Source organism: Bartonella propinqua (assembly GCF_047263965.1).
GTDB lineage: Bacteria > Pseudomonadota > Alphaproteobacteria > Rhizobiales > Rhizobiaceae > Bartonella.
The window spans coordinates 20,930-30,275 of sequence record NZ_JBLEBK010000001.1 but is presented as its reverse complement, the minus strand read 5'-3'; the positions used below and the strand labels follow the sequence as shown (position 1 = coordinate 30,275).

Annotated in this window: 9 protein-coding genes; 1 reads left to right on the top strand and 8 read right to left on the bottom strand. The window is 36.8% G+C overall.

All coding sequences use genetic code 11. The annotated features are described in order from the left end of the window. Nucleotides 1-137 precede the first annotated feature (137 nt). The 7 genes from ACMFKV_RS00125 to ACMFKV_RS00095 all read right to left on the bottom strand — a co-directional run bounded on the left by ACMFKV_RS00125 (nucleotide 138) and on the right by ACMFKV_RS00095 (nucleotide 5,899). Complete coding sequence (locus ACMFKV_RS00125) at nucleotides 138-1,016, bottom strand: TrbJ/VirB5 family protein (RefSeq protein WP_413154182.1); 879 nt, start codon at nucleotides 1,014-1,016, stop codon at nucleotides 138-140. Next, the gene (locus ACMFKV_RS00120) at nucleotides 1,013-3,484 is read right to left on the bottom strand and encodes a VirB4 family type IV secretion/conjugal transfer ATPase (RefSeq protein ID WP_413154181.1); all 2,472 of its coding nucleotides are present in this window, start codon (nucleotides 3,482-3,484) and stop codon (nucleotides 1,013-1,015) included. The genes ACMFKV_RS00125 and ACMFKV_RS00120 overlap by 4 nt, the downstream gene beginning before the upstream one ends. 2 nt (nucleotides 3,485-3,486) lie before the next feature. Continuing rightward, nucleotides 3,487-3,795 (bottom strand): VirB3 family type IV secretion system protein, encoded by a 309-nt coding sequence (locus ACMFKV_RS00115; protein ID WP_413154180.1) that lies wholly within the window; start codon nucleotides 3,793-3,795, stop codon nucleotides 3,487-3,489. Nucleotides 3,796-3,806: 11 nt separating this feature from the next. Beyond that, nucleotides 3,807-4,145, bottom strand: coding sequence for a conjugal transfer protein (locus ACMFKV_RS00110; protein WP_413154359.1), 339 nt, complete (start codon nucleotides 4,143-4,145; stop codon nucleotides 3,807-3,809). Between the two features lie 373 nt (nucleotides 4,146-4,518). Continuing rightward, nucleotides 4,519-4,848 carry a VirB2 family type IV secretion system major pilin TrwL gene (gene trwL / locus ACMFKV_RS00105; protein ID WP_413154179.1) on the bottom strand — a complete coding sequence of 110 codons (330 nt, stop codon included), beginning with the start codon at nucleotides 4,846-4,848 and terminating at the stop codon, nucleotides 4,519-4,521. Between the two features lies 1 nt (nucleotide 4,849). Continuing rightward, nucleotides 4,850-5,110 (bottom strand): KorA family transcriptional regulator, encoded by a 261-nt coding sequence (korA, locus tag ACMFKV_RS00100; RefSeq protein ID WP_336287512.1) that lies wholly within the window; start codon nucleotides 5,108-5,110, stop codon nucleotides 4,850-4,852. Between the two features lie 126 nt (nucleotides 5,111-5,236). Further along, nucleotides 5,237-5,899 (bottom strand): lytic transglycosylase domain-containing protein, encoded by a 663-nt coding sequence (locus ACMFKV_RS00095; RefSeq protein WP_336287511.1) that lies wholly within the window; start codon nucleotides 5,897-5,899, stop codon nucleotides 5,237-5,239. 746 nt (nucleotides 5,900-6,645) lie between these two features. Between ACMFKV_RS00095 and ACMFKV_RS00090 the strand changes: the two genes are divergently transcribed. Continuing rightward, the gene (locus ACMFKV_RS00090; protein WP_336287510.1) at nucleotides 6,646-6,933 is read left to right on the top strand and encodes an H-NS histone family protein; all 288 of its coding nucleotides are present in this window, start codon (nucleotides 6,646-6,648) and stop codon (nucleotides 6,931-6,933) included. 1,106 nt (nucleotides 6,934-8,039) lie between these two features. Here the strand turns inward: ACMFKV_RS00090 and ACMFKV_RS00085 are convergent. Continuing rightward, a complete protein-coding gene (locus tag ACMFKV_RS00085; RefSeq protein ID WP_413154178.1) occupies nucleotides 8,040-9,296 on the bottom strand; it encodes a ubiquinone biosynthesis hydroxylase in 1,257 nt (418 codons plus the stop codon). Nucleotides 9,297-9,346 lie beyond the last annotated feature (50 nt).

The following is a 9,346-nucleotide window of genomic DNA, read 5'->3' as shown; positions in this document are numbered from 1 at the left end:
CAAGAGAATTTTGAGGTGGATCACCCCCCTGTGCATCCCTTAAAAACGTTGGGATAGCACTTAATTTTTATGTATCGGTTTTTATTTCTGCTAGAAAATAAGACCAATAAAACAGACAATGTTAATCGTATAAAACTTTATCGTATAAATCGTATAGTTGGCATTACTGTATTTTTACTGTTAAGCATTCTTATATTGCGTTCGCGCTTTTGTTGGCTGATAAGCGTTTGCTCTGCATTGCGTAGATGCGCCACCATTTGTAATTTTGCAGTTTCATTTTGTATCATGGCAAGTCTACCTTTAATTTGCGCTTGCAATTCAGCAATACTTTTTAGATCTTCTGTTTTGTTGATTTCACTCAATAATCTCAAAATTTGATCAAAACGCTTTTCTGCTTCCTGAAAAGTTTGTAAACTTATAGCTTTATCGACGATCGCTGCATGTTGACTGCGTTTATCGATAGATTGGCGCTCAACACTTATAGAATTAGAAGTTTCTTCTTTCTGGACTTTTTCAACAAGTTTGAGTATATCAGAATCTTTATTTTTATCATAAATTAATTCTGGATGTTTGAGAAAGAAATTGGTGTCATCTATTGCCCGCACAATACGTGTTTTTTCATGCTCTACCATACTTTTGTCAAGATGCTGTTTTATTGCGGTGTTTATTTCAAGATGCTGTTTTATTAAATCAATGAGTTCTGCATACTGCTTTGGTGCTTGTTTTGGTGCAAGAGATTCTGTGTGCTTTGAAGAAAGAGATGCTGTATGGGTGGAACGAGATGCCGTATGGGGGGGAAGAGATGCTGCGTGCTTTTGCTTTGGTAAAGAGGCTCCTATTGGGTGTTGTGGAGAGGATTTTTTAGGCTTTGCTGCTGCTTTAGGCGCTGCTGCTGGCCTGCGTCCCATCTTACTTAGATCATACGAAGGCACCATCACGAAAACTGCTAAGCTTGGTGTTTCAAAAACTATTGCTATTGTTATTGCTATTGCTATTGAAGAAATTAATTTTTTCATGGTGTTCTCCTATCAGCTTTGACATGTTGTAAAAAGATTGGTAACCATATTGCTGGATCTTCACCTACTTCAGCGATAATAGTTTCAACTAATTCTGCATTATCGGGTGTACCTGATAATACCAAAAGCTCGTCACTAAAATCTTGATCGACAGTTTTTCCGTCGATTGTCATAGGGAATTTGCTTAGATTTAATTCTGCAAGCGCAGATTGATCACCCTGCTTTATGAGGAATTTGCGACTGAATTCACCAATTCCTTTGACCAATTCAAATTCAGTGTCTGTTAGTTTAAAACCTTGTGTATATTCTTCATAATTTGCTTTTGGATTGGCTAAAAAAATGTAAGTTGCGCATTGTTGAATCAATGTTTTTGCAATGTTACTTTCCAACGCATCACTAGGCTCTTGGGTCGCAAAAACAAAAATACCATTCTGTTTACGGATAGTTTTTTGTTTATCCTTTGCCAAATCCTCAAAATATGGATCTTGCAAGGGTTTCCAAAACTCATCAAAAATATACATAAACCGTTGCCCACTAATCATTCCTTCCGTGCGATAAAGCAAATACATCATCACTGGAGTACGAGTTTCTGGATTATCCAAAAATTCAGTAATATCAAATCCATAAATCTGATGCGTTGATAAATTAAGTGCATCAGTGGGATTATCGAATAGCCACCCATAATCACCACCTTCGCACCATTTTACCAAGCGGGCGTGAACAGTTGGACGTGCGTCATAATCACTCAAACGTGGATTGGGTAAGAATTGCACGAGGAAAGATAAGCGACGTAGCGATTTGTCAATGTTGCTATTCATAACAGCTGTAACAGCTTGATCAATCTCTTCTTCGTCGTGATGTGTAACTTCACCACCTGCTTCTGCTAATTTTTTCACAAATTGTTTGAGAAAAATAAGATTCTCCTGTGTAGGAGGGAGTTGGAATGGGTTAAAGCCACTCGGCTTTCCAGTTTTAAACGCAAGATATCGACCACCCATGGCTCGAATAACAATTTCTGTGCCACGATCTTTATCAAAAACAACGGTTGTTGGCTTGAATTTCTGCGCTTGCGCTAACAAAAATCCCAGAAGAACTGTTTTTCCAGAACCAGATTGTCCAATGATCGCAGTATTTCCAAGTAACCGTTTACCTGTTGCATCTTCTTCAGTTTTTGAGGCATGAAAATTAAAATAGAGTGGTGTTTTACTTACGGTTTTAAAAATTGTAACCGCGGGTCCCCATGGATTTCCAGTTGGCTTTCCTGACATAAAATTGTGGAAAGATGAGAATGATAAAAAATTGAGCGATGTAATTGGTGCAGGACGTGGTCGCCATTTCCAATTTGCAGGAAGTTGTGCCCAATAGCCAGCTTCCAAAGCCAAATCTACAGGTTTTGGTAATATTGCAGCATCTAATATAGTTGCGTTTGCTTTTGCCATATAGTCGCGAACTTTTTGAATCGTGTCGCCATAAATGGTGAGTGTGCAATGATGTTCACCCATGACAAAGTGCCCACTGACAAGCTGATTAAGCGCTTCGTCAATTTGTTCAATTTGGCTTGTTGCCACGTCGCGCGCATCGATAAGATTACGCTGATGCCGTTGTAAATAATCCTTAGCAGCATGTCGTGACAGTATAGAAAAACTTTGTGTTAACACAAATTCAAAATCGCTTTCCAGCAAAGCATTAAGTTGACCTGGTCTGGTTGTTGCGTCATATTCTTTAATTTCCATCATACCAAATCGACGCATTCCAGTAGATGTCCGCAGTTCGCCGAAAGCACCCCATTTCGAGAAAAAAGGACGATTGACAGACATATAGTCGGCAAAACGGTCGAAGCAAACTGGCATAGGCTGGTATTCACCATTGATAAGCATCCCAAGAAATTCGAGAGCAGAAGAGTAGGCATGACCATTTTTTTCATAAACACCAAGCAGTTCTGCACCATAACTTTTAAGTGATTGACTTAAAGTATGGTTGATATCATTGAGAGCCTTAATACATAATTCTTGCCGTCCTTTTTTTTGATCAAATGTTTCACGTTCATGTTGAGAAAAAAACGACATAATTTTGTCCGCTACTGGTTGAAAAACAATGGTCAGATACAAATCATTGACCATAAGATTATAACCAGTAAAACTTTGCCGGTATTTTTCATCTAATTGGTAGCAAAACATTTTATCAAATGTTGAATCAGGATATTCATAAACACGGCGACGCACGATATGTGTCCATAGTGACAAATTAGCTGATGCAATACCGCGTAGAGTATTGTTTAACTCTCTCGTCCACTGAAAAATATCTTCTTCTGAAGCACTTTGATGTGAACGTCCATCAATTTTCCAGATCGATAAATATTCTGCGTTTTTGGTCGAGATAATTGTATCTGTAACGTGGTGTGAATAGGGTATGAACAGACTCACTGGCACTTCTGATATGAGCCGTTTGCTGTTTCCAACAGCCTCCATGCTTATCTCCTTTTACGATAGTCAAAGGGACTATAACTTGATGCGCCCCAAAAACTCTTGTTTCGATTGCGAAATTTAGTATCAATCCACAACCACCAGATGCGAAACGCCTTATCATCGTTTTTGGTAATTTGTGCCATAATAAACCATAATGGTGGTGCCATGATCCATAAAAAAATATTTATTGTCATGGCAATGGAAGCTACTCCTATAACTATAGATATGGCTGGAATCATCGGAACACCCCAAATAGTCGGAACGCGCGTTGCTCCTTTAAATAAGGGAAATTCTTCGTGCTTTTGTGGTTTCATGCGAAATTCAACTAATTAATGTAAAACAATATATTACTAAGATAAAATGCAGCACCAGCTATAATGGTACTAAATGCCCATCGCGCAAATGTAGTTCTTGCAATGATACGAAATGCATAAATAAGCACTAAAAATAAAAGAATAACGGCAGCAGCAACCGGAATAAACATACTTAACCCATAACGCATCCCCATTAAAAGATCCGCTTTATCAATTGCTGTTTGAATATCCGCCTTGTTGGCTTTTGCTTGAACATATGCAGACTGAGTTGCTAAAAACAGAATTGTAGTCGTAAAGACAATACCAATTTTATTATTAACTTTTGCTTGAAGAGCATTCAAGCACTTCATATTTTTCATTATAATCGGAATTACCATAACAATATTTTCCTCTTAAGATACAAACGAAATTCTCATTAACATGTTCACAATCATTAATACACAAACTGCATTTTTGAATGAATATCCCGTACTATCTGTTATTATTTAAACAAAAGCTCAAAGAATTTAACTCCTAATCCCAGCAATAATCATACCAATTGACCAACGTAAAAACATATTTCTTCAATGAATTGTTCTGCATAATCAATTGACTAATTGCTAAAAAAATACAACACCAACAGCAAAAAGGACAACCAAATCCACATGCTTCCTTAGTTATTCTAGAGCAATTTTAGCTTGTCCAAATCCTGAGTACATGCGCGTCATATTGTTTCTGTAAATATCAAGCCGTTTTGAACAATAACGTAACGATTTGAGCTGCTGACCCAGCAATAACCACACCAATTGACCAACGTAAAAATGTATCTTTTTCAATATATCGCCCTGCATAAAAGATTGCTAAGCACAAAAGTATAATGGTAGCAGCGATAGGAATAAGTCCAATTATATCATCTCTTAATCCTTCTAGAGCTGTTTTCGCTGTCGTTAAGGTTTTTACCTGTTGTTGTGCATTAGCGCAGAGAGAACTAAATGTAAAAAACACAGTTACACTTGCACTCAACTGAATGATTTTATTTTTAACTGTTCTTTGAAGAATATTTGATTGCTTCATGTTATTCACCTTTATTAAGATTAAAATTTCCACACACAACACCTCTTTCATGAAGAAACTTAAAGAGATATTTTGGATCAACCCAAGTTCTCAACTTTCCTCTTTGTGTAAGAAGTGCATATTTATTTGGTTTTCCAGTTATTGGATCATCTGCAATAAACGTAAAATACCATTCTCTCTCTGAGCGCATCACAACTGTAATTTCACGTGCTGCCTTTTGATTAAATGCTATATCAACGCTATTTTGTTCTATCATTTTCATTATTTTAGCCCTCAATTAGAATAGATTTCATCCAATCTTACTAATTAGAGCTTTAATAATTTTTTATCTACCTTTCATTACTGTATCCTCTCAGAATTAAAACTTTAACCGATAAACATAGCAATGTTACTCTTTCCGCTTTTCCAATAAAGAGGAATTTTCCGCTGCAAAAGCATCATGAGCACTACTTGTTTTATGCGTAAACGCATCTGCCACTTCTTCTTGTGAGAAAGCAGAAGAAATTACTCGAACCGTTTGTTTTTGTGGCTCAGCATGAAGCTGGACAAATTCTAATGATTCATTATTTTCAGGTGTGAATGCAGGAATTTTCATTTCAGCAGACAACGTACCTTTTTTTACATAAGCGCTTGTAAAATCGTGCTCAAAATCTCTCGTATTGTAACAGCTTAATGCGGCTTGTAGCGCAGTTTGTTCAGAATCATACTTTGACACGGCACGTTCATAACAATGCGTTAAAACCATTTGCACAGCCTTAAGATTTTTACAGGGATCAAATAAATCAGAGAGAGACATATCAAGCCACTCAAGATTTTTGACATTGATTTGTCCCAAACCTATGTCAAAATTATGTCCATCCTGCTTAAGTTTTTCAGCAGTCGTTACGGCTTCTTCAAATGTAGATGGCTGATGCGACAATTTATGATTGCCATTGATGCCTATTGCATAGACATGACCTTGCGACTCATTTTTAACAACAACTGAGAGCGTCGTTGGATGAACAGCAGGTGCGCATGCAGCAGCTAATGCCATGAAGTCTAAAATAGTCATGAGCAGCACACCCAACGATAAAAGATTTTATCAAGATAAGTATCAATCTTGTGTGGATTTTCTGAATGTTGCCACACTAAATTGTTACAAAGGAAAGCGAAATTACGCGTCTCAAAAATCCATTTTTTGCGACCAGAGATTCTGTCACTACGGAAAATGTTTTTTACGAACGTTATTATATACTCAATTACACAAACAGGCAGGATGAAACTAAACACACAACACCAATTAGGACTATTATAAAAATTATGAAAGGAGAGTTTAAATTTAAGCAATAACCATTTTATGAGAGGCACTAAAATCGATTGCGTAATGTAATTGTGTGTGGATTTTATTTTTTCTAGATGTGGCAAACATGGAATGGAAATCTGCTGTCTGTTAAAGTATTTCTTACTATCAGAGCAAATTGTTACATCATTATACAAAGAAGACTTGTTCTTTACCAAATATTGCCATAATCTATAAATTGGCGATTTATATTCACTTTCGATCGCTGATTTAGGGGAATAAAAAGGGTATAACGCAACGCGCACACCTAAATTACCAATTTCAGCAATCGAGCCGAAAAAGGATACGGTAGTGACATCTGATACACAAATATGTAATTTTTTGTGGTTCAAAGTGCATCTCCGAAAAAGTGATATATTCATCACAATCATAATCTCAATAATAAATGGCAAAAATTGTATATAATTGTGTTTAAAATATGACGAAGCACAATTCTTTTTTGCAAGGGAAGTAATAAAGTGAATGATTTCAAAAACATGAATCTTGGTGAGCTACAAGAGATGCGTGCTCAAATCGATGTAGAATTGAAAAAACGGCAAGCAAAGGAGAAGCAAAATGCACGGCAAAAAATCCTTGAAATTGCTAATGCGCATGGAATTGATATCGCTGATCTTGTGAGCAAAGAGCGTCATTATAGAAATCCCAATAACCAATGGGAATTATGGAATGGACGTGGGCGTAAGCCTAAATGGATTAAAGAATGGTTGGAAAGAGGGCATTCGCTGGAAGAACTAGAAGTAACATAGCATAGATGCAATTTTCACAAAGTATGAAGATATTCTATGCACTAAATTATACACTAAATAGAATGTTCTTTCGGTAATTTAACTCACTAAAACGCCAAGCTAAGTGCTAAAGCGTTGGGGGTATTCATATGAAGCTGAATAAATTGGTTTGAGTACAAAATTTGTGCTGCTGTATTTTCTTACTCGGCGTGTTTGCCATGCTGATCTGTAGAGCTATTCTCTAATGCTTTATAGAGGGAGAGGTCTGAAACCCTTTTTTGAAATTTTAGACCAAATTTTTTATCATTCATGCGGTTTAGATAGGAGACTACCCAGAAAATGAATTTTCTCTATGGGGAAAGGCGCTGGTTTTAGCATTTTCATTTTATGTGCTTTTCTTCAAAATCTATCGAAGATCAATGCAGAGAATTGGGGCAGAAAATTGGGCAATTATTCAGCTTTTTTTATGTTTTTTGATCGTGTAGTAGAAAGAGTGGAATGCACAATTTATTAAACATTGCAGTGTGGTTGGTTGTGGGATGTTTTATTGTCATATCATCGTAGGACTTTATCACAATCTTGGCACTTAAAGAATGGGAAAAGGAAATAGCTTTTCAATTTAAAGACTTTCAAAGGTATTTTTTGATTTTTGTTTAGGTGGCAACAAGTCTGGTACGTAGAGAATATGAAATGGACTTTTGTGGTGTTGTGAAGGAAACAGATATGTGTCTTGTAAAGGGCAAATAACGAAAAGCACGAACACCTCTCTTCTTTATGCAAGCGTTAAGTATAAAAGACCAAAAAAATGAATTTGTAGAGCACCTTTTGTGTTATACATAAATGAGCGAGAGGCTGCTTCTAAATTTCTTGGTTGCCAAGTGGTTGAAGATTAAAATATTGTATTTTTGAATTTATAATAGAAATTTTGTATTTTAAAAGATGTCTATTATATGTAAAAAATGTCTGCTTATGTGAGACGAGAATAGAAAATTTTAATCACTATAAAGCAGTTCATAAGAGGCTTTGAAAGAAAGCATAAATTGAGGTCAATTTTTTAGAATTTATCTTGAAAAAAGAGAATCTTGTTCATAGATTGCAAAAGATGCAGGGGTATTTATTATTTTCGTTTAGAGTGGAAGACCACGTAAAAGGCGTGGGGCATTGGGGGTAAGTCCAGCGGCTTCCTGAATGAAATATTTTTTCATTTTTGGTGTTTGATTAACGATTCCAAGACCAACATCGCGCAGCATGCGCAACAGGGGATTATCGTTAGAAAAGAGTTGGTTCAGCCAATCATTGCTCAAAGCCATACGTACAATTTCAAAACGTCTCCAGCTTTGATAGCGTTCAAGAGCAATGAAGGATCCAATATCAAGACCCAGTCGTGCTGTCTCAATAATGACTTCAGCTAAAGCGGCGCTATCGCGCAATCCTAAATTAAGCCCTTGTCCTGCAAGGGGATGGATTGTGTGAGCAGCATCACCGACAAGAGCAAAGCGGGGTTTAATACATTGGCGCGTTAAAGAAAGAGCTAAAGGAAAAGCTTGTCGTTCACCATTCCAAGAGAGTTTTCCCAATCGATGACCAATGCGTTTTTCAATTTCTGTTTCAAAAATAAAAGCATCAGCTTTGAGGTAATATTGAGCAGTTTTATGGTGTTCATTCCATACAATGGCTGAACGATTTCCTTTAAGTGGAAGAAGAGCGAAAGGTCCAGCAGGTAGAAAATGCTGGATTGCTTGTCCATGATGGGGTTTTTCATGTTCAATCGTGCATATGATTGCTGTTTGTTTATAGGGATGAGAAAAACTTTTAAGCCCTGCTTTTTTGCGTAATTGAGAGTGTGCTCCATCGGCTGCAATGAGCAACTTTGTTTGCCAGATTTCTTCATTGCTTAAAGTGACAGTTGTTTGTTGATCTTCTTGATGAAAATCAACAACACGCATATTTTTGATAAAAGTAATATTGAGATCTTTTGCACGTTTTTTTAAAGTATTGGTAAGCTTTTTATGTTCAACCATAGCAGCGAAAGGCTCATTGGGGGTTACATTTCCTTCAAAGGTTAAAAAAGTTGGTTTGATAGGATCATTTGCGCACGCATCAGTGATAACCATTGAATGAATGGGTTGGGCATGGGGTGCTACATGTTCCCAGCACTGCAATTGTTTAAACATACGAATGGAAGCGGCAGAAAGAGCCAGTGTTCGTATATTTAAGACAGGGGTTTCTTCAGGGGTAGCGTCAACGATATTAATTTTCAGATCAGGTGCAGCTTGCTTGAGCGCTATTGCAAGTGTGAGACCGACAGCTGCACCGCCTGCAATGAGGAGATCACATTGTTTTGTTTTTTTATTGGGATCAGGATACACAATGCTTCTTTTCACTTTTGCGCAGTTTATACGCCTTTAAACAAAATCAATAATTTCTCTTCAAT

Coding starts and splice junctions, on each gene's coding strand:
- ACMFKV_RS00115 (WP_413154180.1), bottom strand. CDS start 3,795: ATGAAACCACAAAAGCACGAAGAATTTCCCTTATTTAAAGGAGCAACG.
- ACMFKV_RS00110 (WP_413154359.1), bottom strand. CDS start 4,145: ATGAAGTGCTTGAATGCTCTTCAAGCAAAAGTTAATAATAAAATTGGT.
- ACMFKV_RS00125 (WP_413154182.1), bottom strand. CDS start 1,016: ATGAAAAAATTAATTTCTTCAATAGCAATAGCAATAACAATAGCAATA.
- trwL (WP_413154179.1), bottom strand. CDS start 4,848: ATGAAGCAATCAAATATTCTTCAAAGAACAGTTAAAAATAAAATCATT.
- korA (WP_336287512.1), bottom strand. CDS start 5,110: ATGAAAATGATAGAACAAAATAGCGTTGATATAGCATTTAATCAAAAG.
- ACMFKV_RS00095 (WP_336287511.1), bottom strand. CDS start 5,899: ATGACTATTTTAGACTTCATGGCATTAGCTGCTGCATGCGCACCTGCT.
- ACMFKV_RS00120 (WP_413154181.1), bottom strand. CDS start 3,484: ATGGAGGCTGTTGGAAACAGCAAACGGCTCATATCAGAAGTGCCAGTG.